The following is a 24,420-nucleotide window of genomic DNA, read 5'->3' as shown; positions in this document are numbered from 1 at the left end:
AAAGGAAATACCATGAGCGACGAAATTGCCAAGAACGACGATTACGCGCAGTACGCCAAGCTGAGCCCATTCGAGCTCAAGGATGAACTGATCAAGCTTGCTTCCGGCACGGAAAACCGTTTGATGCTTAACGCGGGTAGGGGTAACCCCAACTTTCTGTCCACCTTGCCTCGTCGCGCCTTTTTCCGCCTCGGCCTCTTCGCTACGAGCGAAGCCGAGCTATCGTATTCCTACATGCCCCACGGGGTGGGTGGGCTGCCGCAGATCGACGGCATCGAGGCGCGTTTCGAGCGCTACACCGCCGAGCATCGGGATCAGCCCGGCGTGCTTTTCCTTGCCAAAAGCCTCAGCTATGTACGCGATCAGCTAGGTCTCTCCGCCTCGGCGTTTCTGCACGAGATGGTGGAAGGCATCCTGGGTGTCAACTATCCAGTGCCACCTCGCATGTTGAGGGTTTCAGAGCAGGTCGTCGGCCACTACATCGTGAAGGAGATGATCGGTGGCTTCGTTCCGGCGGGAACGATAGATCTCTTTGCCGTGGAAGGCGGTACGGCGGCGATGACTTACATCTTTCATTCGCTGCAGCAGAATGGCTTGCTCAAGCGGGGCGACAAGGTCGCGATCGGTATGCCGGCGTTTACGCCCTACATTGAAATTCCAGAGCTGGAAGAGTTCGGCCTGGAGCAGGTGCATATCGACGCGGACCCACACGCCAACTGGCAATACCCGGATACTGAGCTTGACAAACTCAAGGACCCGGCGATAAAGATTTTCTTCTGTATCAATCCGAGCAACCCGGCCTCCGTGAAGATGGACGCGCGCGGGCTGGAGACTGTCGCCCGCATCGTCGCGCAGTCTCGTCAGGATCTGTTCATTCTCACCGACGATGTCTATGGCACGTTCGCCGATGACTTCCAGTCGCTGTTTGCCATATGCCCGCGCAATACCCTGCTGGTGTATTCATTCTCCAAGTACTTCGGTGCCACGGGCTGGCGGTTGGGAGTGATTGCCGCGCACAAGGACAGCGTCTTCGATCAAGCGCTTGCTGATTTGCCCGAGGCGATGAAGGTCTCCCTGGATCACCGCTATGGAACGCTCTTGCCGGATGTCCGCGGCCTCAAATTCATTGACCGCATCGTCGCGGACAGCCGTACAGTGGCGCTGAATCACACCGCGGGGTTATCCACGCCGCAGCAGGTGCAAATGGTGCTCTTCACGCTCTTCGCCCTCATGGATGAAAGCGACGGCTACAAAGCCGAACTGAAAAAACTAGTGCGCCGACGTGAAGCGGCGCTATATCGCGAATTAGGCGTCGAGCCTGAAAGCGACCCAAATGCGGTCGACTACTACACGCTGCTCGATCTGGAAGATCTGGCGCGCAAGATACATGGCAGCGAGTTTGCCAGTTGGGTAAAAGCGCGCTTCAGCAGCGGTGACCTGCTGTTCAGGATTGCCAAGGAAACAGGCATCGTCTTGCTACCGGGCAAAGGGTTCGGTACCAAGCAACCCGCTGCCCGTGTGTCCTTGGCCAACCTTAACGAATACGAATACGCCAATATCGGGCGCTCCCTCAGGGCCATGGCGGATCAATATTTTGAAGAATTCAGGCAGACGCTCGGCGGTAAGCGATCGGTGGATGCGCCCAAAGAGCCGTAATCGGCACGGCTCACGAGTACATGTAGGAGGGGGCAAAAGCTTTGATTTGCGGTGCGAGGTTCAGCAGATCGCCCTGAGTGGCCTTCGAGGCAACCATGGAGACAAGCCGAGAGCCGAAGCTACAAGCGCGGCTGCCGTCTTGCTCAAGGCCACATCCTCATCTTTCACCTACCTGGCGTACGCGGACATACATAACGAACTCATGCACCACTTCGGTGGAAATCCAGGGCCATTCTGCTTATAGAGATCGCCGACGGCTACGCTCTGCACAGATCTGGCGCTGGTTAACTACCATGCCAACCCGATCACCTCTACCATGTCTCTTACAGTTATTGCGCCCGACCCGCGGGTGATGGATTACGTAGCCAAGGCTACCAATCATTCCGCCGGAATACCTGGAGGCCTTCATGCTGATGATGACGGCCGGGTCTGCCATCATGATGATACTGATCCACTATGCAACTGGAACTTCGCCCATCATCTTCGGCAGCGGCTATGTCACGCTGGGACTGTGGTGGCGCGTCGGCTTGGTCATGTGCCTGTTCGAACTGCTGGCGTTCGCACTGGCGGGCGTCGTGCGGTGGACTATTGGGGTACTGGTGACTCAAAACCCGCCGTCGACCTGGCCCCTGCTCGGGCACAACCCTCCCAAACCCAGAAACGGATACTCCAGATGAGAATCGCAGTCTTCAGCGCGCGTCCCTATGACCGCCGTTCACTCGATCAGGCCAATGGGGCCGCCCCATTGGAGCAGCGGGTCCAGTTTTCCTACAACGAGGCCACACTTGATTCCTGTACAGCCGCGCTGGCGGATGGCTGCGACGGAGTTTGCGCGTTCGTCAACGACCGCCTTGATGCGCCGGTGCTACAGACATTACATGAGCTAGGTGTGCGTGCCATCGTGCTGCGCTGCGCTGGATTCAATAACCTGGACCTGGCCACGGCGCAGCGGCTGGGTTTCTTCATCGCACGCGTGCCTGCGTATTCGCCAGAAGCCGTGGCCGAGCACGCATTGGCACTGGTGATGACCCTGAACCGCCATACACACCGGGCTTACAACCGTGTGCGCGAGGGGAACTTCATGCTGGATGGCCTGCTCGGGCGGACGCTGCACGGCAAAACGTTGGGCATCGTGGGCACGGGAAAGATAGGGTTGGCCACGGCACGCATCTTTAAGGGCATGGGCTGCAAGGTGCTTGGTCATGATCCGTATATTTCGCCTGCCTTCCAAGCGATCGGTGAGAACGTAGAGCTTGACGAACTTCTGGCCGACTCGGACATCGTCTCACTGCATTGCCCACTGACCGAGCAAACAAGGCACTTGATCAATGATGTCTCGCTGTCGCGGATGAAAACCGGTGCCATGCTGGTCAATACCTCACGCGGTGGACTGGTGGAAACCGATGCGGTAATCCGTGCGCTGAAATCGCGCCATCTGGGCCACCTCGCCATTGACGTGTATGAGCAGGAAAGCGCGCTGTTCTTTCAGGATCGCTCTGGCGAGATCATTGAAGACGACCTGTTCCAGCGCCTGATGACCTTTCCGAATGTGCTGGTGACCGGGCATCAAGGGTTCTTCACCGCCGAAGCGCTGGAGGAGATTGCGCGGACCACGGTGGCTAATCTTAGGCACTTTATGGCCGGCACACCGTGCCCTAACTGCGTCGACTGATTCAGCCGACAATTATACCTGGCAGTGCGCCGCGCCCGCGCGCACTTGCGTAGCGTTGGCACCACTCGGAGCTCCAAATGTGGCCGCAGAACTACGATCCGCTGGATAATCCTAATCTCTCCGCACTGCTGGCTGCCTTGCCCGTGCTGGTTTTCCTCCTGGCACTTACGGCGTTTCGTCTCAAGGGATTGACTGCCGCACTGCTGGCACTGGCTGTTTCCGCAGCGGTTTCCGCGCTGGTATTTGCGATGCCTGCCAGCGCGATTGCCGGGGCGGCAATCTTTGGCATCGTCAGCGGCGTCTTCCCTATCAGTTTCATCGTGCTTATGGCGGTTTGGTTGTACAAGCTTTCCATCCGTAGCGGCAAGTTTGAGATCATCCGCAGCAGCATCGCGACGATATCGGAAGATCAGCGCGTCCAGGTGCTATTGATCGCCTTTTGCTTCGGCGGCTTTTTAGAGGGTGCGGCAGGATTCGGTGTGCCGATAGCCATCTGCGCTGCGCTGCTGGTTGAGCTGGGCTTTCGGCCATTAAAGGCCGCCATGCTGTGCCTGCTGGCCAACGGTGCGGCAGGGGCCTACGGAGCGATCGGCATTCCGGTGCTGGTTGGGGCGCAGCAAGGCGCAGTCGCAGTATCCGAAATGGCTCCAATGCTGATGGCGCTAGTCCAGATCATCGCTCTAGTATCGCCGACCATCCTGGTACTCATGCTGGACGGCTGGCGTGGCGTGCGCGAGACATGGCCGGTGCTGATCGTCGTCGGCGTGGCCTTTAGTGGTGTGCAGGCGGCCACGCTGTACCTGCTCGGGCCTGAGCTGGTGGATATCCTTGGTCCATTGGCGGCGATGGGGGCTCTGGCCGGCTTCATGCAGCTATGGCGTCCTAAGCGGATCTACCGCGAAGCCGACACGACGTCTGGGCCAGCACGCCAATATACACTCGGCGAAGTACTGCATGCTTGGTCGCCGTTCTACATCCTGACCGGCGCAATATTGCTGTGGAGCCTGCCCGCGTTCAAGGCGCTGTTCGTACCGGGCGGAGCGCTGGCCAAGACAGTGCTGAAGCTGCCGATCGGGCTACTGGATGGAAAGGTTCTGGAGCTACCGCCACTGGTGCCGCATGTACATGCGCTGCCGGCCATATGGAATGTGGGTTGGCTCAATGCCTCCGGGACCGCGATTCTGGTGGCAGCGATACTGACAGTTGCGCTGTCGGCTCGGCTCAGTACCCGTATCGCTGCTCAGGAGCTGGCGCGGGCCTGCCGGGAGATGTGGAAGCCGCTGGCAACGGTTTCCCTGGTCATGGCGGTGGCCTACATCACGAACTATTCGGGCGGATCATCTACGATCGGGCTGGCGCTGGCGCAGACCGGTGGCGTCTTCCCGCTTCTGTCGCCAGTCATAGGCTGGATGGGTGTCTTCATAACCGGCTCGGTAGTCAACAACAACACGCTGTTCGCGCACCTGCAAGCGGTGACAGCCGGACAGATCGGCGCGCCAGAGGCGCTGCTAGTGGCGGCAAATACAGCAGGTGGCGTCATGGCCAAACTGGTTTCCCCGCAGTCCATTGCTATTGCCGCAGCGGCGGTGAAGCTGGTGGGCCAGGAATCCGCAATCATGCGCACGACGCTGTTCATCAGCATTATGCTGCTCGCCTACGTTTCCTTGGGCACGTGGGTGCTTTGCACCCTGTGAGGTCCGCTCTGGCCGGGTGCCGTTGTCGAAATTCCTGGCCGGGCCGTGACTCGGACCCGTCCTTCGGAATTCAACCTGACGCCCGCTCGACTCGGCGTGAATAGATCCGACCAGTACATGGACTTGACACTCGTGCCGCCTTGGAAGACTCGACGTGCAAGACCTCTCTGTCTTTTCCAGATATGTTCAGCAGCGCCTAAGATCTTCCCCGGTTCCCCCTTCCGCAACCACTCCACCAACGCCACCCGCGCCTCATGCGCGGTTCGCTCGAAATGCAAGGGTGTCACGGCGATTCCACCCCCAGCAAGCACCGCGGTTTCGCTGTCCGGCGCGTCCGGGGTGTCATCGCGCTTTATATTCAGCCAATAGTAAGCCTGCTCCCGTAAGTCGGTGCGGCCGGTCACCTGCAGCCCGTGCATGCGGCCGCGGCCCTGGCAGGTTACCTGGAGCGGGCCGGCCTGGTCGGCGGGCACGTCCGGGAAGTTGACATTCAGGCAAGCGTCGGGGCTCCATCTGGCGGCCCAGAGCTGACGGATAACGCCCGGCGCCAGCTGGCGCGCGGTTTCCCAGCGCACCGCATCGCGGCGGGTGAACGCCTGGCTTAGGGCAATCGCCGGCAGTCCCATCAGCAACGCGGCCATGGCGGCGCCTACAGTGCCGGAAAACGCCGTTTCCCGGCCCAGGTTCGCGCCTTTGTTGATACCGCTAAGTACCAGTTGCGGGCGCGCGGGCATTAGCTCGCAGATGGCCATGGCAACACAGTCTCCGGGCGTGCCTGAGACAGAGAAGCGCCGGCTGCCGCGGTTCGTTACCCGCAGGGGCTGATGCAAGCTCAGCGCATGGGAAACACCGCTCTGATCGTGGTCCGGCGCCACTACCCATACTTCGACCCCGAGGTCATTGGCCACCGCTTCCAACGTGGCCAGGCCAGGCGCATCGATGCCGTCGTCATTGGTCAGCAGTACAGGTCCAAGGCGTGGTTCAGTCATGGGGCACGGCGTTCTCAGGCGTGTGGGCGAAGTTCCAGCGCGGGGCCGTCTTGGCCAGACGGTGGCGCATGTCGTCGACGTTCGCGGCCAATTGCCGGGTCATTGCTCGGTAGCCGTCCAGCGCAGGATAGGGCAGGGCTTCGAGCGGTTGGCCGGCCAGGCTTTCAACGCGTAGCAGTCGCTCGCTGTGGCCGTCACGCAGGGCACGCGCCATGGCGACCAGTTGTCGACGAATGAAACGGTGCTCGGCCTGTAGCGAGTCACGCAACGCAGCCATGGCGGCGAAGTCCTCCGCTGGCGGGCGGGTGTCGGCGAGAATTTCCAGGAAAGAAATACACAAGCGCAGGTTTCGCTGCAGCGCGTCCAGTTCGGTTTGTGAAATATGCACTTCCTTCGACACCGATGCCATCAGGCCGCGCAGTTGCACCAGCGAAGCGCTCAGGTTGCGCATGCGCTTGAGGTGGGCGTCGCTGGTAACGGCTTCGCCCGCGATGATCCGCCCGTGCACCGCGGCGCATTCGCGCAGGGTGCTGGCCAGGTTGTAGCGCCAGGAGTACACCGCGTAGAGCGGCAGCGCAAAGGAGAAGGCCAGGGCCAGGACATTGCCGATCAGTATGTCGACTGTGCGCCAAAGGCCATCCGACATGGGGTTGTCGCCATGGCCGGCGACTATGAATATCGTGATGGCCGAGAGCAGCGCCGTGTAGCCGCCCTTGCCGATGGCATGGTAGGCGAAGAATCCGCACGCCGAAGACATCAACACATAGGTGAGTAACGGCCAGCCCAGGTAGCTTTGCTGGGCCACGATGGCCAGCCCTATGATCGCGCCGATCAAGGTCCCATAGGCTCGCTCCGTGGCCTTGCGCCTGATGTTGCCATGATGCTGCAGCCCACCGATCACGATCAGCATGGTCACCGATGCCCATTCCCCATGGGGCAGGTGGATTCCGGTGGTAAGCAGGATAGTGGCTATCAGGCCGATGGACACCCGTACCGCATGGATCAGCCGGGCATGGCGAAAGCGGCGGTAAGGGTCGAGCAAGGGGCGGAGCAGGCGACGAAGGAAATACGGCAGCGAGGCGGTCATCAAGGGCTTCAGGGGCTCTGGGCAGGTAGGCGAGTGACGCGATACCAGGCGACATGGATAGGCAGGCCGCCTGGTGAAGTTACGAAGGGTAGTTGCTGGAAGCGTGCTGAGCAAGGGCGCCAGGCGGCGTCCGAACCTGATGGGCAGGAGCATCGCTGCTCGACAGGCCGGAGATAGCCGGGGCATTGGGCAGCACGCCACTCGCCTCGATGATTTGCGCCTGCTTCTGCCAGGGTGGCTCGAGCCTCACCGTCGTCTGGTCGGCCTAGCGCCGATGGCGTCTGCGCTCAGGATTCACCACGGTGATGGTCGACAACCTGTTCTTGAGCTCGGCGACGAAGGTCGCGATTTCCCGCGCTGAAGACAGGTCGGCCGTCCGAATGTTTCGTTCTTCCAGAATGGCTTCATTGGTGCGGGCATTGATCAGTTTCAGGTTCATCATGCCGGCCGTATCGATTTCGCACTTGCAGACAGTAGGCAGAAACGCGTTTTCCATAATGTATCGCAGCTCTAGCGGAGATAGCATGGCTCATCCTTGTTGTTCTTAGGTAAAACTGAGTACCTAAGAGCATAGCCCACCAGCCGGTTTTTTCCCGTGAGCTGCGACAGGGGGGGCTGCCCTAGAGCCGGCCGCTACGGTTCCAGCGCTTCGCAGAAGCGGTGGTCCAAGCCGGGAGCAAAGGCGCCTTCCGTGGTTCCCCAAGCAGGCCCAGGCTAGGCACCGAAGCGTTCGACGCGCGCCGGGGTGCGCTGCATCAAGACCTTGCCGGCACGGATCGAGGTCAATACCTGCCCCTGGCTGCGAACCATTTCATAGTCGTCTGGCGCCGAAAGAACCAGCAAATTGGCCGGCCGGCCAGCCTCCAGGCCGTAGCGTTCCCCCAGATGCAGCGCGCGAGCGCTGTTGTCGGTGATCAGGTCTAGGGAGCGCTGCAAGTCTTCATAGCCAAGCATGTGACAGATATGCAGGCCCGCTTCGAGGATACGCAGGATGTTGCCATTGCCCAGCGGATACCAGGGGTCGACGATGGAGTCCTGGCCAAAGCAGACATTCATGCCGGCCCGGTCGATCTCGGCCACTCGGGTAACCCCGCGTCGTTTCGGGTAGGTATCGAAGCGCCCCTGCAGGTGGATACTCTCCGTGGGGCAGGAGACGAAGCTGATTTTCGAGGCCTTGAGCAGGCGAAACAATTTGGAACAATAAGCGTTGTCGTAGGAACCCATGGCGACGGTATGGCTGGCCGTGACCCTTTCCCCCATGTCCCTCACTCGGGCCTCCTCGGCGAGCACCTCAAGGAACCTTGACTGCGGATCGTCGGTTTCATCGCAATGGACGTCCACCAGGCAGCCGGTGCGCTCGGCCAGGTCCATCAGGAATCTGATCGACGCGACGCCTTGCTCGCGGGTATTTTCGAAGTGGGGAATCCCACCCACCACATCCGCGCCCATGGCAATCGCCTCAGCCATGAGCGCACGGCCATCCTTGAAGGACTCGATACCCTCCTGGGGGAAGGCGACGATCTGTAGGTCGATCAGGTGCCTGGCGTCCTCACGCACCTCCAGCATGGCCTTGAGCGCGGCCAGGCTTGGATCAGTGACATCCACATGGGTGCGCACGTGCTGGATGCCGTGATCGACCAGCATGTCGATGGTCCGCCGTGCGCGGACCTTGGTGTCTTCATGGGTGACCACGGCCTTGCGCTCGGCCCAGCGTTCGATGCCTTCGAAAAGAGTGCCGCTCATGTTCCAGGCCGGCTCCCCGGCGGTCAGGGTGGCGTCCAGATGGATATGCGGTTCGACGAAGGGCGCGGTAACCAGGTTCTGGCCAGCGTCCAGGTCAGTGTCGGCGGCTGGCTGAAGGACACCGGGCTGCAGGGTAATGGCAGCGATCCGATCGCCCTGAAGGCCGATGCGATGCAGGCCTGGCTTGCCGCGCAGGCGGGCGTTGAGAATATTCATGGTAACTCCTTGGTATAAGCATGCGTCCTGGGCCAGCTTCCGGCGCGGCTGCCGTTGAACTGCATCAGGCCGATATAGCACAGAGCAGCCACGGCGATACCTACCAATGGCGCTACCCAGGGCGAGCAATAGGCCAGGACCGCGCCCACGGCATAGGCGAGCAACCCCTTGAAGTTGTAGCGCGGTAGTCGGGTCGTGGCCAGTACAGGGTACTTGCCGTGATGGCGATACCAGAAGTCCGCCATGATCACACCCCCCACTGGCGGGATGATGGAACCCAGCAACACCAGGAAGGGAATCAGCAGCTCGTACATCCCGCCAATGGCCAGCACCACACCCACGGCCGCGGAAATCAGAGTCATGGTCCGGCGGCGTGGTGTACGTAACAGATGGCAGGCCGCGGCAGAAACGTTATAGATGGTCGGCCCCTGGATGGTCCAGAGGTTGAAGCAGAGCATGATTACCGCGGCGAACGACAGCCCCTGCAAAATCATCACCTCGACGATATCGGCCTGCTGGTAAACGATGGCGCACCAGGCCCCGGCGACCACCATCAGGCCATTGCCGAGCAAAAAGCTCAGGGCGCTGGCAATGATCGCCACCCGCCCGGTGCGCGACAGGCGCGTCCAGTTGGTGGCCTGGGTCGCGCCGCTGGCAAAGGTGCCGAACACCATGGTGACAGCCGCTGAAAAGTTCATGGTTTCGTGGGGGATGACCGCGGCCAGGCCCTTGAAGCCCCCGGCATGGCCTGTGGCCAGGTACATCGAAACCATCAGCAGGGCGAACATCAGCGGTACCGACACCCGGGACAATACGTCCAGGCCCTTGTAGCCAACCAGCGCCGTGATGCTGAAGCCAAAGCCGAACAGCACCATCAGCGGCGTGGTCAACCCTTCGCTGAGCCCGAGGATCTTCACCAGCACGATGGCGACGGTCGCGGTGCCCCACGCATACCACCCCAGTTCGGCGAACCCGAGCAGAAAATCCGAAAGACGGCTGCCCGCCTCGCCGAAGCAGAAGCGCCCCATCAACACGGTATTGAGGCCACTGCGCGAGGCTATGAACGCCAGCCCCGCCGCATACAGCGCCAACAGGCTGTTGCCGATGAAGGCGACCCATAGCATGTCGGTGAAAGAGAAGGCCATTCCTAACTTGCCGCCCGCGAACATGGTGCCGGTGAAGAAGGTAAAGCTGAACAGCACCATGGAAATGGACAGCAATCCTTTCCTGGCCGAGGCGGGTGCTTCGCTTAACGGAAACTCTCCTGCTGAGTTCATCGCGTTCTCCTTGGCTGACGCCTGCCGGAAGGCAAGCGCTGGCAGAAGAGCAATTCACAGGCCGCTTTCGCAGTTTGCCGCGAACATAGGCAAAAAGATGCCAAACGAACGGCAGTTGGCTGGATAGCAAGCCGCTGCGCTAAAAGCGAGTCGGGCTGATGTTAAGCGCGCGGCGCACTACTTCAAGTCGCCGTTGCACCTTTCGGGCGCTCGATCAGCTACCCGCCCCACCGTGGGCTTCTTCGAAAAAGTAGTCCTTCCAGCTGTCGGCCTTGTTCTTCAATACACCCAGTTCATGCAGTTTTTCCGCATAGATAAAGGTGCGCTGGGGTACTACGGTGAAGTCGATCTCCGGGTCCTTGACGATCTTCTCGACCAGCGCGGGGGGCAACTTCGATTGCTCCACCCGAATGTAGGTCTGGGCGGCTGCGGCTTTGTCCGCCTGGATCAGCTCCGCAGCTTCGACCAGGGCGTCATAGAACGCCCTATAGGTCTTCGGGTTCTGGTCATGGAATTCCTGGGTGGTGTAGAGCACGTTGAAGGTCGCCGGGCCACCCAGAATGTCGTAGGAACTGAGCACCTTGTGCACCTTGCCACTCTCCAGCGCCTGGTACTGGAAAGGAGGGCTGGAAAAGTGAGCGGTGATTTCCGAGCCACCGGCGATCAGCGCCGAGGTGGCGTCCGGGTGGGGCAGGCTTACCGACAAGTTGTCGAATCGCTTGAAGTCCTCGTTGCCAAATACCTTTGCCGTTTCCAGTTGCAGGGTACGCGACTGGAAGCCCACGCCGGCCGCGGGCACGGCGATACGATCCTTGTCGGTGAAATCCTTGAGTGTCTTGACCTCCGGACGATTGCTCAGCAGGTAGTTGGGCATGGAGCCGAGCGAGGCGATAGCCTTCACGTTCTGTCTGCCACGGGTACGGTCCCACACTGTCAACATGGGAGGTACGCCGGCTGAGACGACGTCCAGGGCGCCGGCCAGCAGCGCTTCGTTCATGGCCGTGGCGCCGGAGATGCTGCTCCAGTCAACGGTGATATCCAGGCCTTCGGCCTTGCCGTGCTTCTCGATCAGGTGCTGGTCCCGCACCACATCTAGGATCAGGTAGCCGATGCCGAATTGCTGCGCGATGCTGATTTTGCCCTCGGCCTGGGCGCTGCCGCCAAATGCCGCGCCAATCAGGCCCAAGGCCAGGGAAAGCTTGTTCAGGTAGGTCATGAAGGTACTCACGTCATGGGTGGTGGGCCGGTCTGGCCAGAATCATGTTCGAAGCGAGCGCGGTTTCTCTGGTAGCACCGGGTCAGGTGCGTTGCATGCCCCAGCGCCGGAGCGTGACCCGTTCGATGCTGGCGAACAGCAGGTTTTCCACCAGCAGGCCGATCAGGATCACCGCCGCCAGCCCCGCGAAGACCTTGTCGGTGTAGAGCTCATTGCGGTTCTGGAAGATGTACCAGCCCAGGCCGCCCTTGCCCGATGAGGCACCGAACACCAGTTCGGCGGCGATCAGGGTGCGCCAGGCGAATGCCCAGCCCAGCTTCAGCCCCGCCAGGATGGACGGCAGCGCCGCGGGAACGAGGATGTAGGCGATGAATCGAATGCCCCGCAGGCCATAGTTGCGTCCGGCCATGCGCTGGGTTTCCGACACACCGAGGAAACCGGCATAGGTATTGAGCGCCAGAGGCCAGAGCACCGAGTGCACCAATACGAAGACCAGGCTGTTCTGGCCCAGGCCGAACCACAGCAGTGCCAAAGGCAGCAGCGCGATAGGCGGCAGCGGATTGAGCATGGAGGTCAGGGTACTCAGCAGGTCGCGGCCCAGTTGCGTCGACACCGCCAGGGTGGTCAGGCCGAACGCCAGGGCAATGCCGATCACATAGCCCTTGACCAGGACCGTGAGCGATAGCCAGATCTTGCCAGGCAGCTCGCCGCTGACCATGCCCCTCGCGAACGCCTCGGCGGTTTGCAGGAAGCTGGGCAGTAGCAGGTCGTTGTCTTGTATGCGCGCCACCACCTCCCACAGCACCGCCAGGGCAACCAGGATAAGGGTCTTGCGCATCCAGCCGTGGCGCCAGATGCGTTGGGGCAGGGGCAGGGCGCGTGACAGTTCGGAAGGGATGAAGGGTTCCAGCGCCACTTCGTATTCTTGGCGCACAGGCGTAGGTCGGTTCATGTAAGGCTGGCTCTGCAAGGTCAATAAGCGATGCGCAGGCTGCGGAAGTCCACGTCCGTGCGGGCCTGCAACGCGTCCCCTTCGTCGAACAGCAAGCGGTGGATGCGCTGGGCGCTGGCCTGGAATTCAGTACCCCCCAGGCTGTGAAGGTCGTATTGATGGCTGTTGATTTCGGCGCGAACCCGGCCCGGATGCGGCGACAGCAACAGGATTCGATTTCCCACCACCAGGGCTTCCTCAATGGAGTGGGTCACGAACAGCAAGGTAAAGCCTACGTCGTCCCACAGCTGAAGCAGTTCTTCCTGCATCTTGCGACGGGTAAGCGCATCCAGCGCGGCGAAAGGCTCGTCCATCAGCAGAATGCTGGGTTGCATCGCCAAGGCCCGGGCAATCGCCACCCGCGCCTTCATGCCGCCGGACAGCGTATGTGGATAGGCATTGGCGAAGGCGCTAAGCCCGACCTTTTCCAGGTATCGGTACGCGCGGTCCCTGGCCTCGGCCCGCTTGAGGGTCCGCGAAGCCAGCAGGGGAAACATCACGTTTTCCAGAACCGTTTTCCAGGCCGGAAGTTGGTCGAATTCCTGAAATACCACGATCCGGTCCGGCCCGGGCTCGCGAACGACCTTACCGGCAAGCAGGATCTCACCCGCTGCTGGCTTGATGAAGCCGGCGACGGCTTTGAGCAAGGTCGATTTGCCACAACCGGACGGGCCCAGGAGCACGAAGCGGTCTCTTTGATCAACTTCGAAACTTACCTCATGGGTTGCGCGCACTACACGTTCGCTGGTGCGGTATTCAAGGCTGACGTTCACGACCCTCAGCAGTGGATCTGGGCCGACCTGCAATTCGGCAGGCGACAGGGTGCCCTCGCTGGCCGTGTGGCCTGGCAATGCAGCGCTCATGCGAAACTCCTGGTCAGTACGGCGCGTCGCCCTGGATGGTGGTGCGATACAGCTTGCGGCGCAGGTGATTGGGGCAGCCAGTGGCCAGGTGGATCAGCGAACGGTTGTCCCAGAACACCATGTCATGGGGCTGCCATACATGCCGGTAAAGGTTGTCCGGTTGCACGCTGTGGGCATACAGCTGGGCAAGCAGGTCGCGACTCTCGTCTTCGGGAAGCCCGACGATATGAGTGGTGAAACCTTCGCTGACGAACAGCGCCTTGCGCCCGTTTTCCGGGTGAATACGCACCACCGGATGCGCGACTGTGACTACCTGGGCCAGCTGTTCCGGGGTCAGGGTGGGGCGCCAGTTCGCGGCGTCCTTGCCTTCGCTGTAGCGCGCCGTGTAGGAATGCACGGCCTGGCGACCTTCGATCGCCGCTTGCAAGTGTTTGGGCAGGGTATCCCAGGCCCGATGCATGTCGGCGAACAGGGTATCGCCCCCTTCGCTCGGCAGCTCCTGAGCATGGAGCATGGAGCCCAGGCTCGGGAGCGCCTTGTAGGACAAGTCCGAATGCCAGTATTTGCCCGCATCTCCCAGGCCCACCGGCGCGCCGTTTTCCACGATGTTGGAAACGATCAGAATTTCCGGATGCCCGGGCAGCAGGAACTGCTTGAGGACATGAATCTGCAGTACGCCGAAGCGGCGACTGAAAGCGATCTGCTGTTCTGGGGTAATGCGCTGGTCCCGAAACACCACCACGTGATAATCCAGGTGAGCCTGATGCACGCGACGAAAATCCGCATCGTCGAGCGGGTAAGACAGGTCCAGCCCGACAATCTCGGCGCCTACCTGGCCATCGAACGGGCGGACATCGAATACTTGCTTGGAAGGTGCTGCGAGGGATGCGGCGGGCATACGGCGCTCCAGCTCTCATAGGGTAAGAGAAGATATGCCCGAACATTATCGTTATAAGAATAAGCTGTTAAATACGTAAAAAGCATAACCATAGAGCGGATTGAGTAGCTTGGCCGATCTTTGAATGGTTAGCCCTCGAGGGCGCGCAGGATGGTCAGGGCCTGGCCGGTAGGACAGAGGAAGCAGAGCGGGCCTGAGCCAATCCTTCATCAGTGCCTGATCGACCCGCTAGCCATGTCCCTCCCGCATCGATACCGCTGGCGCGAATCGGTAGCAGTTGCGCCCCCGGCGCTTGGCGTCGTACATGGCGGTGTCGGCGTTGGCCAGCAATTGCTCTGGCGTGACCTGGGCATAGGCAGGGCAAACGACAACGCCGACGCTGGTGCCGATGCGCACTGTCTGACCGCGCAAATGGAAGGGTTGGGACAATGTCGCGCACATGGCCCCGGCGATTCGCTCACAGGTGTCCTGGGCCTTCGCGCCTGAGGCGATGACCACGAATTCATCCCCAGCCAGGCGGCACACGGTGTCATGCTGGCGCACCTTCTGGCGAAGCCGCTCGGCGACCTGGCACAGCAATTCGTCGCCCAGGTCGTGGCCGTATTCGTCGTTCACCCGCTTGAATCCGTCCAGGTCCAGAAAGAACAGCGAGAAGTCGGTCTGACCGCGTTCCGCCGAATCCACGGCTTCGGCCAGCTTTTCAACGAGGGCAGCGCGGTTGGGCAGGCCCGTCAAGGGGGCGAGCAAAGCCCTGTCGATCAGGGACTTCTCCTTGCGCTTCTGTTCGGTCACGTCCTGCGACATCACGAAGAAGCCCACCACCGTGTCATCGCGCACGTCCGGAATGTAGGTGGCACGCCAGATTCGGTCGTCATTCTCGTCGTAACGGATGTCGTCACGGGTGCTGCGCTCGCCTGCCAGAGCGCGGTCGAAATAGGGAGAGAGCGCTTCGAATACCGCTGGCTTGAGCACGGTACGTACGGACTGTCCCCGCAGCGACAATGGATCGACATTGAAGATTTCCTGGTAACGGGCGTTGTTGAACACGTAGCGCATTTGCGCGTCTACCTGGGCAATCAACATCGGCACGTTGTCAGCGATCGCCTGCAAGGTTTCCTGGCTACGTGAAAGGGCTGCGGTACGTTCTTCCACGCGCCGCTCCAGTTCGTGCTGGTGGTCCTGTATCAGCGCTTCGCTGTGCTTGCGGGACGTGATGTCCAGGATGCCTGCAAGGAAATGCAGAGGCGCACCCGAACTGTCCCGCACGATAGCCACGCTCAGGCCGATCCAGATGACGCTGCCGTCTTTATGCAGATAACGCTTTTCCAGCGAGTAGCTTTTGCGTCGGTCGAGTATAAGGTCCGCGACCATGGCCAGGTCCTGCTGGATGTCGTCCGGGTGGGTAATGTCCGGAAAGGTCTTGCTCAGGAGTTCGTCCGAGCGATAGCCCGTGATCTCGCAGAATTTGCGATTGACCACCTCGAAACGCCCATGAAGATCCACAATGGCCATGCCAGTGGGTGTTTCCTCGAACGCAGTGGCAAATCGAGCTTCACTGAACGCCCGGGCACGGCGTTCGTCTTCGTAGACGGTTCGGGCCTGCTTGGCCAGGTTACGCTGGAACAATTCGCGCTCCACGGCCCGGGCCAAGTCTTTCATGGCCGCCAGGGCATCGGGATCGATAGACCGGGGGCGGGTATCGATCGCGCAGAGTGTGCCCACTACATAGCCTTCGCTGGAGCGCAGCGGCACTCCAGCATAGAAGCGAACGAAGGGTGCGCCTGTCACCAGGGGGTTGTCGTGGAAACGAAAATCAGTGGTAGCGTCCTCGACGATCAGGCAGTCCGGCACATGCAGGGCATGAGCGCAGAAGGCCAGGTCCCGGGAGGTTTCACAGGCCTCGAGGCCTACCTTGGATTTGAACCACTGCCGCTCTGCGTCCACCAGCGATACCAGGGCGATAGGCACATGCAGCAACTTGGCCAGCACTCGGGTGAACCGGTCGAATGTCTCTTCAGGCGGCGTATCCAGCACCTCCAGGTTGCGGAGGAATTCCACGCGCGCGGTCTCATTGGTCGGGTAGGGGGCGATCAGCATGGGCAGGAATCCGGGGCATGAAGCTGGTCAAGGCAAGCTACCTCGCTGTTATCGGCCGGGAGTGCCGGAACCTGAGTAGGGCGGGGCTATTATCATGCAGCGACCGTGCAGGCTCGGGTCAATGGTGCTTCACCACTCCGGCCCCCGATCCAGCGGCAGCACCAGCTGTTCCCCCTGGTTACGTACGTTGCCTACCGCCTTGTCCACCGGGTACCACTCGAAGGCCTCCACCCCGGTGCCTTCATTGCGGACAATGGCCTCGGCGCGTTCCGGCAAGGTGGCTGGGTCCATCCACTCCCGTGCCAGGTCAGGGGCAAGCACAATGGGACGCCGATCGTGGATGTCCACCATGCCGCCCATGGAGTCAGCGGTGAGGATCACGAAGCCCTCGTCGCTGCGGCCGATGCCCGCGAAAAACACCGGCTCGCCAGATCTGAGCCGGATAAAATAAGGCTGTTTACGTTTCGCGTCTTTTGGGTCTTTCACCCACTCGTACCAGCCAGCGGCGGGTACCAGCAGCCGATTGGGCCAGGCGTCGCGAAAGAATCCGCTCGATGACACGGTTTCCACCCGGGCATTGATCGCCGGTGGTCGCTTGCCCTTGGCCCAGAAGGGTAGCCAGCCCCACTTCAGGGAAGAAATCAGCAGGCCGTCGCCGTCACCCTGGAACACGTTGACTGTTGCCGTAGGCGCCACGTTGTACCGCTCCAGCGGCACCCCGTCGTAGCCACTGGTGGCGGTACTGCCCAACCAGTCCACGTAGTCCGCCAGGCTACGGTCTTGCACAAACCGTCCACACACAGCTGCCACCTATCGTTTCCCAAGTCATCTCATATTGACCACGGGTACTGGCAAAAGGTTAACTGTACAAAAGTACAGTACTCGGTTAACTTCCTATGGCAACCATCCTTGGCCGTCTTGGCCCTTGCTCGGCACGCTTGCCGATCTATTCCTTTCGCGTTCCGGCGGGCTTTCCATCGCCAGCCACGGATCACCTGGAGCGCGCGATTTCCCTCGATGAGCTGCTGAGCCTAAGGGCCCCGCACGTTTATCTGGCGCGCATCGAAGGGGACAGCATGGTGGGCGCGGGGATCTTCGATGGCGACCTGGTGATCGTCGACCGCGCCATCGAGCCTTCCCACGGGCAGGTGGTGATTGCCGCGGTGAATGGCGAGCCGGTCTGCAAACGCCTGCACCGGCGGAGCGGGGAAGTGGCCTTGCTGTCCGAAAATCGTGGCTACCCGCCGCGTTACATTCTCGACGGTGATGAGTTGCAGATCTGGGGGGTGGTGACCTTTAGCCTGCGCAGCCATGATGCGAGGGCGTGATCTGGCGTTCGGGATGGTAGAACTCCTTCGAGAGACGGCTCAAGCCGGCCGTTGAAGCAGCAACAGCCTTGCCGCCAAGGCGGTCATTACTGCCGCGAACGCGTAGTTGGCCAAGGGAAACCGACCGGAACCCTTCAACGCTTTGCCGATTCGCGCGGCGCATACACCCAGGAGTGTGTGAAATATCAACGCAATAAGCGCAAGCATGGCTCCCAAGACACCCAGCTGGAACGAAACATTGCCTCGCTCGACCGTGACGAATTGCGGCAGGAATACCATAAAGAACAGCAGAGCCTTGGGGTTCAACAGGCTGTTCACCATGCCTTGAATAAAAATTGATCGAAGTGGTTTCGCCTTCGTCGTAGATGCATGCGTGCTGGCGGGCCGTTTCAAGGCTTGCCAAGCAAGCCAGAGCAAATAGCAAACTCCACCGGCGCGCAGAAGCTCGAATGCTGGTGCCCAGGTCATTACAAGGGTGCCGATGCCCGCGCTCACGATGGAAGTCATGAGCAAATCCGAGCAGGAGATCCCAAGCGCGGCAGCCGCGGCCCCCCGCCATCCATGAACCAAGGCGTGACTGGTGACAAACGCCATATTCGGGCCAGGAACCACTAGCAGCAGGATAGCGGCTGCGAAGAACAGGGAAAGATTGATGGCGTCCGGCATCCGTTGTTTCTCCATGGGAAGGCTGGAGTCACCCTAAATCAACTCGCGTAGTTGCAATAGGTACAGTGACAGCCGAAGCCACCGCAACAGCAAGGCCTCACCTCCAAAGCAACGGGTTTGGCAACGCATGGGCGTTTCTTCAGATCCCGGTTCCGCTTTCCATTTCTGAGGTGGTTTGAAGGAACAGACCTTGCGGGACGCGCCAAGCCTGTAATACTGTAAATACATACAGCTTCGCTGTGTTCACGACCGGCTTCGATTAGTACCCTGAATGACCCTCCCGCTTGAACTTCGCTACAGCGAGCCCGACCATGGCTGAGCACGATTCCACCTTCGCCCTGATCGACTGCAACAGCTTCTACGCATCCTGCGAGCGCGTGTTCCGGCCTGACTTGGCGAGGACACCGATAGTGGTTCTATCGAACAACGACGGCTGCATCATCGCCCGCTCGGCCGACGCCAAGCCCTATGTGAAGATGGGCCAGCCGTACTTTCAGGTCCGGGACATCCTGCGCCGACATGGCATCAAGGCGTTCTCCTCGAACTACGCGCTCTACGGCGAGATGAGCGAGCGGGTAATGACCATCATCGAGGCCATGGTGCCGCGCCTGGAGGTATACAGCATCGATGAAGCCTTCGCCGAGCTCACAGGTGTCAGCCAAAACCTCGAACAGCTGGGCCGCCAGATGCGCACCCGCATCGGCCAGTGGACTGGCATTCCCGTAGGCGTGGGCATTGGGCCTACCAAGACTCTGGCCAAGCTGGCCAACCACGCCGCCAAGACCTGGCAGAGGCAGACCGGCGGGGTCGTGGACCTGCGTACTCCTGCCGTAAGGGATTGGGTGCTCAAACACTGCGACGTTGGCGAGGTATGGGGCGTGGGCCGACGGATGAAGGCGCATCTGGAACCACTGGGCATCCGCAGCGCCTGGGACTTGGCCCAAGCGGACGCCCGCGCCCTCGGCCGCACGTTCAGCGTGGTCATCGAGAAAACGGTCCGGGAACTGGCTGGTACCTCCTGCCTGGAGCTGGAAGACGTCGACCCGCCCCGCCAGGAAATCTGCTGCAGCCGCATGTTCGGTGATCGCCTGAGTGACCTGCAGCCCATACGAGAGGCCGTGGCCAGCTACACCTTCCGCGCCGCCGAGAAACTGCGCGGCCAGGGCTCGCTCTGCAAGAAAATGCGCATCGCCATCCGTACCGGCCTGTTCAATCCAGAGGAAGCCAAATACGTCAATGGCGTGGTGGTGGAACTGCCCTATCCCACCGATGACACACGGCTGATGACCCGCTACGCCTGCGAGGCGCTGGAACGGGTTTATCGGCCCGGCTTTCGCTACAGCAAGGCGGAGGTCATGTTGCTGGAGCTATGCCAGCGCGGTGAATACACCCAGGACCTGTTCACGGTATCCCAGCCGGCGGCCAGCGACCGCCTGATGAGCCTGGTGGACGAAATCAACGCCCGCTGGGGCAGGGGTACGATGCGTACCGCCGCCGTGCCGCTCGACCCGGACTGGGGCATGCGGCGCGTGCTGATGAGCCAGAGCTATACGACGCGGTTGGACCAACTGATGAAAGTGCGATGACAAAGGCGTTGCGAAGTGCCCGAAGGCGAATGAATCCTGCGCTCAGTCAAACGCACGGGTAGGCGATCGTCAAAGTGACCCGATTCGGCCCAGCTGGGTCTTGAGCGTCTCTGCGTCCATGGAATCGAGCGGCAAGGCTAGAAACGCACCGACTCGCTGGCGAATCCTGGCGAGCGTCGTTTCAAACGCCGCGGTGATCTGCGCTTGCGAACCGGTCGCTTGCGATGGGTCGGCCAGGCCCCAGTGAGCTTTCAATGCCGGGCCGAAGAACACCGGGCAGGCTTCGCCAGCGGCGCGGTCACACACCGTGATCACGATATCCGGAGGGGACGCTTCAAAGGCGTCCGACGCCTTGCTGCTCAACCCGGCCGTGGAAATGCCGGCCGCCTCCAGGGTTTGCAGTGCACGCGCATTGACCTGACCGCTGGGAAAACTGCCGGAACTGACTGCCTCCAGGCCTGGCGGCGCCAGATGGTTGAACAACGCCTCGGAGAGAATGCTGCGGCAGCTGTTATGGGTGCACATGAACAAGACTTTCATCGGTGACGGCTCCGCTTCTGGTTCGACAGGCTGCGAATGATGTGATTAAGGGGCGCGTCCATATCCGTGAAGCCCGCCCGCGTCCATTGTGCAATGTCATCCATAAGCCCCGCCATGACTTCCTGCCCGCATTTGGCGCGCCGCGCCCTGAAATGACGCAGCGGCGCCTTCCCGCTGGCCCAGCAACCGGGCCAATGGGCCGCCGAATCAGGCTACAAGCCGCTGGAACCAGGGCTGCCTGGTCATTTTGCTACCTTGCGCCAATGTTGGCACAAGGGTCGCATTGATATCGGCGTGCAGGAGCAGCGCAAGCTGAGCGCACTACAATATGAAAAAGGTCGGCTAGGGTTCCGGTTCGCTGCGGCGAATGTCTGGACCGAGAGCTGACGACCTCCAATTGAGGTTACACGGCGGGATAAAAGCCCGGGAGACAGACCACCGACCATGCGGTGATGCGCTGCTCCTGTCCGCTAACCGTCAATTGGAGTCCCACCATGAGAAAGCCCGTTCTATCCGCTTTCATGGCAGCCGGCATCAGCCTGCTGACCGCAACCTCATCCTTGGCGGCGGTCAAGTCAGACTTCGAGGTGTGCTGGACCATCTACGCCGGCTGGATGCCGTGGGAATACGCCCAGGCCCAGGGAATCATGGACAAGTGGGCCAGCAAATACGGTATCCACGTCAAGATCACCCAGCTCAACGACTACGTGGAATCCATCAACCAGTACACCGCTGGCCAGTTCGATGGCTGCACCATGACCAACATGGATGCGCTGACCATCCCCGCTGCCGGGGGTGTGGACAGCACCGCCTTGGTGGTCAGCGATTACTCCAACGGCAATGACGGAATCGTGATCAAGGGCGCCGGCAAAACCCTGAAAGACCTCAAGGGCATGGACGTCAACCTGGTCGAGCTGTCGGTGTCCCACTATCTGCTGGCCCGCGCGCTGGACACCGTCGGGCTTCGCGAGCGTGACCTCAAGGTGGTCAATACCTCCGACGCGGACATCGCCGCGGCCTTCAATACCGACACGGTTCAGGCTGTCACCACCTGGAACCCGATGCTGTCCAGCATCAAGGCAGTGCCGAAGGTCAGCGAGGTATTCGACTCCAGCCAGATCCCTGGCGAGATCCTGGACATGATGGTGGTCAACACCCGGACCCTCAAGGACAACCCCGCGCTGGGCAAGGCACTGACTGGCGCCTGGTTCGAGGTGGTGGCCTTGATGAACGCTGGCAGTACCAGCGCCGATGCCGCGCTGGAGCACATGGCCAAGGCCTCGGGCACTGACCTGGAAGGGTTCAGGGGTCAGCTCAAGACCACTCAATTGTTCTACACCCCGGCGCAGGCCCTCGCTTTCGTGACCAGCCCGGACCTGCCCAAGACCATGGCCAAGGTGGCGCAGTTCTCTTTCGATCATGGCCTGCTGGGAGAAGGCGCTTCTGACAGCGATGCGGTGGGTATGGCCTTCCCCAACGGCGTGACTCGCGGCAATGAAGCCAACCTCAAGCTGCGCTTCGACCCGACCTTCGTGCAGATGGCCGCTGACGGGACGCTGTGAGCAGGAGTCTCCCTATGCGATTGATCAACCGACAGCCGGACCGCCCGATGCGTCTGATGCTGGTAATCCTGCCCTTCGTGCTGGTGCTGTGCGCCTATCTGCTGGGTTCGGCGCAGCGTCTTGCAGAAAACCCCAATGACAAGCTGCTGCCCAGCGCGGGCCAGATGACCCAGGCCGTCAAGCGCCTGGCCTTCAGCGAAGACAAGCGCAGTGGAGCGGTATTGTTGTGGCAGGACACGGCTGCCAGCCTGCAGCGGCTGGGGATGGGGCTTGCCATCGCCGCCGGGCTGGGCCTGGGCCTGGGTATCGCGGCGGGCACGCTTCCCATGGTCGGCGCTTCCCTGTCGCCCGTGCTGGTAGTGCTGTCGATGGTTCCGCCCCTGGCGATTCTGCCGATTCTGTTCATCGTGTTCGGCTTGGGTGAGCTGTCCAAGGTGGTGCTTATCGTGATCGGCATCACTCCGCTATTGGCCCGGGACCTGGAGCAACGTGCCCGGGAGATCCCGGCCGAGCTTCTGATCAAGGCCCAGACGCTCGGGGCCAGCACCTGGACGCTCATCCTGCGAGTGGTACTGCCGCAACTGCTGCCACGCCTGCTGATCTCGCTTCGGTTGGTGCTGGGCTCGGCCTGGCTGTTTCTGATCGCCGCCGAGGCCATCGCCTCGGAAGACGGCCTGGGCTATCGCATATTCCTGGTCCGGCGCTACCTTGCGATGGATGTCATCCTGCCGTATGTGGTCTGGATCACCCTGCTGGCCTGGCTCATGGACTGGAGCTTGAAGGCGCTGACCCGTCGTGCGTTCCCTTGGTACGAGGGGGCGAGGGCATGAGCTTCATCGAAGTCAGGAATGTTTGGCAGCAATACGGCGACCACGTTGTGCTCGAAGGCTTGAGCCTGAGCGTGGAGGAAGGTGAGTTCTGCACCATGGTCGGTACCTCCGGGTGCGGCAAGTCGACCTTCCTGCGCCTGTTGCTAGGGCAAGAACGGCCCAGCAAGGGCCAGATCCTGCTCGACGGCCGCCCGCTTTCGGCGGAGCCGGATCCCACCCGCGGGGTCGTCTTCCAACGCTATTCGGTGTTTCCGCATCTGACTGTGCTGGACAACGTGGCACTGGGCCTGGAGCTGCCGAGCGCGCCCTGGGTGGGGCGGCTGTTCGGCCGGCGCAAGCGCGCCGCACGCGAACAGGCGGCCGGTCTGCTGCATAGGGTAGGGCTGGGGCCCGCGCTGGAAAAATACCCGGCGCAGCTGTCCGGCGGCATGCAGCAACGGCTTGCCATTGCCCAGGCGTTGATCATGAAACCGCGGATCCTGCTCCTGGACGAGCCATTCGGTGCGCTGGACCCCGGCATTCGTAAAGACATGCACGCCTTGCTGCTGGAACTGTGGAAAGAAACCAGGCTCACGGTGTTCATGGTCACCCATGACCTGAGCGAGGGCTTCAGCCTGGGCACCCGCCTGATGGTATTCGACAAAGTCCGCATCGACCCACATGCGCCGCTGGCCTTCGGCGCGCGCGTCACCTACGACCTTCCACTCAATGGCAAACGTATCGACGGCCATCAGGCTACTGCCGCGTCGTTATCGTCTGCCATGCCATGAAACGGGGCCCTGACCTATGAATGAACCGACTGTGTTTTCCGAAGAGCTGCTGCCAGGCGGGGGGCATGCCTCCTTCGTGCTCAAGCGTGGCCAGCTGCTGCGCGTGACCGATCTGGAAGGCGGCGCCAATGTGAGCCTTACCCTGTTCAACGCTCGCGAAAAGACCGAGCGCCTGAACCTGCCAGACAGCCTTAAATGCCAGCACACCGCCAAGCTCACCGCCGGGCACTGTCTGTACTCAGACATGGGGCGGGTACTGGCGGCCATTGTCCGGGACACCTGCGGCTGGAGCGACAGCATCGGCGGCGTGCTCTGCGCTGAAGAAGTGCGAGAAAAATATGGGGAAGGGCGCTACCAGGAGCTGCGCAACGGCTTTTTCCGCAACGGCGCGGACAATCTGCTGGTGGAAATGGGCAAGTGGGGCCTTGGACTGAGCGACCTGACCATGGTGCTCAACCTTTTCAGTCGGGTTGACGTCGACGCCGAAGGCGGGCTGCATTTCGTCGAAGGAAACTCCAGGGCAGGGCAGTGCATCGAGCTCTACGCGCCCATGGACACGCTCTTCGTGGTCACCGCCCTTCAGCACCCCATGGACCCACACGTGGAGTACGCGCCCAAGCCGGTACAGCTGACCTTCATGAAGGCCGACGCCAGCGCTGCCGAGCACTGCCGCGTCTCACGCCCGGAGAACGAGCGCGGCTTCGTCAACACTGAACGACTTTTCGCTTGAAGGAGAACC

23 protein-coding genes and 1 riboswitch are annotated in these 24,420 nt (G+C 61.2%); of the genes, 10 read left to right on the top strand and 13 right to left on the bottom strand.

The features are described 5' to 3' along the window. Positions 1-12: 12 nt before the first annotated feature. The 4 genes from BN1188_RS20610 (at position 13) to BN1188_RS20595 (ending at position 5,022) form a co-directional block, all read left to right on the top strand. Positions 13-1,656, top strand: a complete 1,644-nt coding sequence (locus BN1188_RS20610) for a bifunctional aspartate transaminase/aspartate 4-decarboxylase (RefSeq protein WP_040263581.1) — start codon at positions 13-15, stop codon at positions 1,654-1,656. A 407-nt stretch (positions 1,657-2,063) separates the two neighbouring features. Further along, positions 2,064-2,333 (top strand): anion permease, encoded by a 270-nt coding sequence (locus BN1188_RS20605; RefSeq protein ID WP_040263579.1) that lies wholly within the window; start codon positions 2,064-2,066, stop codon positions 2,331-2,333. Then, positions 2,330-3,328: a 2-hydroxyacid dehydrogenase gene (locus BN1188_RS20600; RefSeq protein WP_040263577.1), complete on the top strand. Its 999-nt coding sequence runs from the start codon at positions 2,330-2,332 to the stop codon at positions 3,326-3,328. The genes BN1188_RS20605 and BN1188_RS20600 overlap by 4 nt, the downstream gene beginning before the upstream one ends. Positions 3,329-3,405: 77 nt before the next feature. Next, positions 3,406-5,022 carry a lactate permease LctP family transporter gene (locus BN1188_RS20595; protein ID WP_040263575.1) on the top strand — a complete coding sequence of 539 codons (1,617 nt, stop codon included), beginning with the start codon at positions 3,406-3,408 and terminating at the stop codon, positions 5,020-5,022. On the opposite strand, the gene surE is transcribed toward BN1188_RS20595, so the two are convergent. The 11 genes from surE to BN1188_RS20540 form a co-directional block, all read right to left on the bottom strand. Continuing rightward, positions 4,983-6,011, bottom strand: coding sequence for a 5'/3'-nucleotidase SurE (surE, locus tag BN1188_RS20590; protein ID WP_084596311.1), 1,029 nt, complete (start codon positions 6,009-6,011; stop codon positions 4,983-4,985). The genes BN1188_RS20595 and surE overlap by 40 nt on opposite strands. After that, positions 6,004-7,098, bottom strand: a complete 1,095-nt coding sequence (locus tag BN1188_RS20585; protein ID WP_052469421.1) for an FUSC family protein — start codon at positions 7,096-7,098, stop codon at positions 6,004-6,006. The genes surE and BN1188_RS20585 overlap by 8 nt, the downstream gene beginning before the upstream one ends. Positions 7,099-7,363: 265 nt before the next feature. Next, a complete protein-coding gene (locus BN1188_RS20580; protein WP_084596310.1) occupies positions 7,364-7,624 on the bottom strand; it encodes a DUF1652 domain-containing protein in 261 nt (86 codons plus the stop codon). Positions 7,625-7,812: 188 nt separating this feature from the next. Further along, on the bottom strand, positions 7,813-9,057 hold the full coding sequence (codA, locus tag BN1188_RS20575) for a cytosine deaminase (RefSeq protein ID WP_040263573.1): 1,245 nt from the start codon (positions 9,055-9,057) through the stop codon (positions 7,813-7,815). Next, positions 9,054-10,334, bottom strand: a complete 1,281-nt coding sequence (gene codB, locus BN1188_RS20570) for a cytosine permease (RefSeq protein ID WP_040263572.1) — start codon at positions 10,332-10,334, stop codon at positions 9,054-9,056. Before codB ends, codA begins: the two co-directional genes overlap by 4 nt. 214 nt (positions 10,335-10,548) lie before the next feature. Next, a complete protein-coding gene (locus BN1188_RS20565) occupies positions 10,549-11,550 on the bottom strand; it encodes an ABC transporter substrate-binding protein (protein ID WP_040263571.1) in 1,002 nt (333 codons plus the stop codon). Between the two features lie 82 nt (positions 11,551-11,632). Next, positions 11,633-12,502, bottom strand: coding sequence for an ABC transporter permease (locus BN1188_RS20560; RefSeq protein WP_040264419.1), 870 nt, complete (start codon positions 12,500-12,502; stop codon positions 11,633-11,635). Positions 12,503-12,522: 20 nt separating this feature from the next. Further along, positions 12,523-13,404, bottom strand: a complete 882-nt coding sequence (locus BN1188_RS20555) for an ABC transporter ATP-binding protein (protein WP_040263569.1) — start codon at positions 13,402-13,404, stop codon at positions 12,523-12,525. 13 nt (positions 13,405-13,417) lie between these two features. After that, a complete protein-coding gene (locus BN1188_RS20550; protein WP_040263567.1) occupies positions 13,418-14,302 on the bottom strand; it encodes a TauD/TfdA dioxygenase family protein in 885 nt (294 codons plus the stop codon). Positions 14,303-14,530: 228 nt separating this feature from the next. Further along, entirely contained in the window at positions 14,531-16,399 is a 1,869-nt protein-coding gene (locus BN1188_RS20545; RefSeq protein WP_052469419.1) for a bifunctional diguanylate cyclase/phosphodiesterase, read from the bottom strand. Positions 16,400-16,528: 129 nt separating this feature from the next. Further along, positions 16,529-17,200, bottom strand: coding sequence for an SOS response-associated peptidase (locus BN1188_RS20540; protein ID WP_040263566.1), 672 nt, complete (start codon positions 17,198-17,200; stop codon positions 16,529-16,531). A gap of 95 nt (positions 17,201-17,295) precedes the next feature. Between BN1188_RS20540 and BN1188_RS20535 the strand changes: the two genes are divergently transcribed. Then, on the top strand, positions 17,296-17,727 hold the full coding sequence (locus BN1188_RS20535) for a LexA family protein (RefSeq protein ID WP_052469418.1): 432 nt from the start codon (positions 17,296-17,298) through the stop codon (positions 17,725-17,727). A 39-nt stretch (positions 17,728-17,766) separates the two neighbouring features. Here BN1188_RS20535 and BN1188_RS20530 read toward each other — a convergent pair whose 3' ends face one another. Further along, a complete protein-coding gene (locus BN1188_RS20530; RefSeq protein WP_040263565.1) occupies positions 17,767-18,393 on the bottom strand; it encodes a LysE family translocator in 627 nt (208 codons plus the stop codon). A 311-nt stretch (positions 18,394-18,704) separates the two neighbouring features. Here BN1188_RS20530 and BN1188_RS20525 point away from each other — a divergent pair, with 311 nt between their 5' ends. Then, a complete protein-coding gene (locus tag BN1188_RS20525; protein ID WP_040263564.1) occupies positions 18,705-19,979 on the top strand; it encodes a Y-family DNA polymerase in 1,275 nt (424 codons plus the stop codon). Between the two features lie 69 nt (positions 19,980-20,048). On the opposite strand, the gene BN1188_RS20520 is transcribed toward BN1188_RS20525, so the two are convergent. Next, entirely contained in the window at positions 20,049-20,519 is a 471-nt protein-coding gene (locus BN1188_RS20520) for an arsenate reductase ArsC (protein WP_040263563.1), read from the bottom strand. A gap of 331 nt (positions 20,520-20,850) precedes the next feature. After that, positions 20,851-20,951: riboswitch (guanidine-I (ykkC/yxkD leader) on the top strand. A gap of 62 nt (positions 20,952-21,013) precedes the next feature. On the opposite strand from BN1188_RS20520, the gene BN1188_RS20515 reads away from it, so the two are divergent. The 4 genes from BN1188_RS20515 to BN1188_RS20500 are packed head-to-tail and all read left to right on the top strand — an operon-like array spanning position 21,014 to position 24,411. Then, positions 21,014-22,081, top strand: coding sequence for a putative urea ABC transporter substrate-binding protein (locus BN1188_RS20515; RefSeq protein WP_040263561.1), 1,068 nt, complete (start codon positions 21,014-21,016; stop codon positions 22,079-22,081). 14 nt (positions 22,082-22,095) lie between these two features. Then, positions 22,096-22,911: an ABC transporter permease gene (locus BN1188_RS20510; RefSeq protein WP_040263560.1), complete on the top strand. Its 816-nt coding sequence runs from the start codon at positions 22,096-22,098 to the stop codon at positions 22,909-22,911. Beyond that, the gene (locus BN1188_RS20505; protein WP_040263559.1) at positions 22,908-23,681 is read left to right on the top strand and encodes an ABC transporter ATP-binding protein; all 774 of its coding nucleotides are present in this window, start codon (positions 22,908-22,910) and stop codon (positions 23,679-23,681) included. The genes BN1188_RS20510 and BN1188_RS20505 overlap by 4 nt, the downstream gene beginning before the upstream one ends. 16 nt (positions 23,682-23,697) lie before the next feature. Further along, positions 23,698-24,411, top strand: coding sequence for an urea amidolyase associated protein UAAP1 (locus tag BN1188_RS20500; RefSeq protein ID WP_040263558.1), 714 nt, complete (start codon positions 23,698-23,700; stop codon positions 24,409-24,411). Positions 24,412-24,420 lie beyond the last annotated feature (9 nt).

Source organism: Pseudomonas massiliensis (assembly GCF_000826105.1).
In the GTDB taxonomy this organism is placed as follows: Bacteria; Pseudomonadota; Gammaproteobacteria; order Pseudomonadales; family Pseudomonadaceae; genus Aquipseudomonas; species Aquipseudomonas massiliensis.
Note: the sequence above shows the minus strand (reverse complement) of the source record. Positions and strands in the feature narration are given on the sequence as shown.

Excerpts from the sequence above, each read along its gene's own strand:
- BN1188_RS20610 (WP_040263581.1), top strand. The coding sequence starts at position 13 with ATGAGCGACGAAATTGCCAAGAACGACGATTACGCGCAGTACGCCAAG.
- BN1188_RS20605 (WP_040263579.1), top strand. The coding sequence starts at position 2,064 with ATGCTGATGATGACGGCCGGGTCTGCCATCATGATGATACTGATCCAC.
- BN1188_RS20600 (WP_040263577.1), top strand. The coding sequence starts at position 2,330 with ATGAGAATCGCAGTCTTCAGCGCGCGTCCCTATGACCGCCGTTCACTC.
- BN1188_RS20595 (WP_040263575.1), top strand. The coding sequence starts at position 3,406 with ATGTGGCCGCAGAACTACGATCCGCTGGATAATCCTAATCTCTCCGCA.
- surE (WP_084596311.1), bottom strand. The coding sequence starts at position 6,011 with ATGACTGAACCACGCCTTGGACCTGTACTGCTGACCAATGACGACGGC.
- BN1188_RS20585 (WP_052469421.1), bottom strand. The coding sequence starts at position 7,098 with ATGACCGCCTCGCTGCCGTATTTCCTTCGTCGCCTGCTCCGCCCCTTG.
- BN1188_RS20580 (WP_084596310.1), bottom strand. The coding sequence starts at position 7,624 with ATGCTATCTCCGCTAGAGCTGCGATACATTATGGAAAACGCGTTTCTG.
- codA (WP_040263573.1), bottom strand. The coding sequence starts at position 9,057 with ATGAATATTCTCAACGCCCGCCTGCGCGGCAAGCCAGGCCTGCATCGC.
- codB (WP_040263572.1), bottom strand. The coding sequence starts at position 10,334 with ATGAACTCAGCAGGAGAGTTTCCGTTAAGCGAAGCACCCGCCTCGGCC.
- BN1188_RS20565 (WP_040263571.1), bottom strand. The coding sequence starts at position 11,550 with ATGACCTACCTGAACAAGCTTTCCCTGGCCTTGGGCCTGATTGGCGCG.
- BN1188_RS20560 (WP_040264419.1), bottom strand. The coding sequence starts at position 12,502 with ATGAACCGACCTACGCCTGTGCGCCAAGAATACGAAGTGGCGCTGGAA.
- BN1188_RS20555 (WP_040263569.1), bottom strand. The coding sequence starts at position 13,404 with ATGAGCGCTGCATTGCCAGGCCACACGGCCAGCGAGGGCACCCTGTCG.
- BN1188_RS20550 (WP_040263567.1), bottom strand. The coding sequence starts at position 14,302 with ATGCCCGCCGCATCCCTCGCAGCACCTTCCAAGCAAGTATTCGATGTC.
- BN1188_RS20545 (WP_052469419.1), bottom strand. The coding sequence starts at position 16,399 with ATGCTGATCGCCCCCTACCCGACCAATGAGACCGCGCGCGTGGAATTC.
- BN1188_RS20535 (WP_052469418.1), top strand. The coding sequence starts at position 17,296 with ATGGCAACCATCCTTGGCCGTCTTGGCCCTTGCTCGGCACGCTTGCCG.
- BN1188_RS20530 (WP_040263565.1), bottom strand. The coding sequence starts at position 18,393 with ATGCCGGACGCCATCAATCTTTCCCTGTTCTTCGCAGCCGCTATCCTG.
- BN1188_RS20525 (WP_040263564.1), top strand. The coding sequence starts at position 18,705 with ATGGCTGAGCACGATTCCACCTTCGCCCTGATCGACTGCAACAGCTTC.
- BN1188_RS20520 (WP_040263563.1), bottom strand. The coding sequence starts at position 20,519 with ATGAAAGTCTTGTTCATGTGCACCCATAACAGCTGCCGCAGCATTCTC.
- BN1188_RS20515 (WP_040263561.1), top strand. The coding sequence starts at position 21,014 with ATGAGAAAGCCCGTTCTATCCGCTTTCATGGCAGCCGGCATCAGCCTG.
- BN1188_RS20510 (WP_040263560.1), top strand. The coding sequence starts at position 22,096 with ATGCGATTGATCAACCGACAGCCGGACCGCCCGATGCGTCTGATGCTG.
- BN1188_RS20505 (WP_040263559.1), top strand. The coding sequence starts at position 22,908 with ATGAGCTTCATCGAAGTCAGGAATGTTTGGCAGCAATACGGCGACCAC.
- BN1188_RS20500 (WP_040263558.1), top strand. The coding sequence starts at position 23,698 with ATGAATGAACCGACTGTGTTTTCCGAAGAGCTGCTGCCAGGCGGGGGG.